At 60.3% G+C, this 232-nt stretch carries 1 protein-coding gene; it reads right to left on the reverse strand.

What is annotated here, in order from left to right; all coding sequences use genetic code 11:
* Positions 1-38: 38 nt before the first annotated feature.
* Positions 39-232: hypothetical protein (locus QP415_RS13080; RefSeq protein WP_285100360.1), on the reverse strand; the 194-nt coding region annotated here is incomplete at its 5' end.

Below are 232 nucleotides of genomic sequence, written 5' to 3' on the forward strand. Positions count from 1 at the left end.
TGCTCCTGCCTGCTTGGCACTCCTACGATTGCGTGTCACTAGTGGTGTCCTTTCGTGTTGATAATCGTGGTGGCGATGGTAGCGAGGAGCCGTGTGACGCTGGCTCCTTCGGTGTGGATGTGGGCTTCGACGTGATGATCACTGCCGGGGGTGAGCTGGTCGAGCGTGACGGCTTTGCTGGTGAGCACCTTGTGGATGACTGGGTCGAGCGTGCCCTGCGCGATCAGTGTGG

The organism is Pauljensenia sp. UMB3104 (genome assembly GCF_030217285.1).
GTDB lineage: Bacteria > Actinomycetota > Actinomycetes > Actinomycetales > Actinomycetaceae > Pauljensenia.